Annotated in this window: 1 protein-coding gene; it reads left to right on the top strand. The window is 56.2% G+C overall.

Annotation, left to right across the window (positions count from 1 at the left end):
* Nucleotides 1-234: toprim domain-containing protein (locus DWV53_RS13235; protein WP_147468799.1), on the top strand; the 234-nt coding region annotated here is incomplete at its 5' end.
* Nucleotides 235-249: the final 15 nt, after the last annotated feature.

Below are 249 nucleotides of genomic sequence, written 5' to 3'. Positions count from 1 at the left end.
GGCTACGAGCGCATCAGTTGTCTGCTCGACAACGACGAGGCAGGGCGGAAGGCAACGCTTGCCATCGAGAACGCCCTCAGCTACCGTGTGAGGGATGCATCCCACTTGTACAGCGAGTACAACGACTTGAACGACTATCTGTGCGGAGTGAAATCCAAACAGTCGGTACACCAAGTACAGCCTGTTAAGCGGACTGCTCCACCTCGGAAGAAAGGCGCAGCCTTAGGTATGTAGGCGGTTCCTGCTCCA

The sequence above is a fragment of the Segatella copri genome (genome assembly GCF_003465495.1).
GTDB classification, from domain to species: domain Bacteria; phylum Bacteroidota; class Bacteroidia; order Bacteroidales; family Bacteroidaceae; genus Prevotella; species Prevotella copri_G.
The sequence above is the reverse complement of the archived record's forward strand: the minus strand, read 5'-3'. Positions and strand labels throughout refer to the sequence as shown.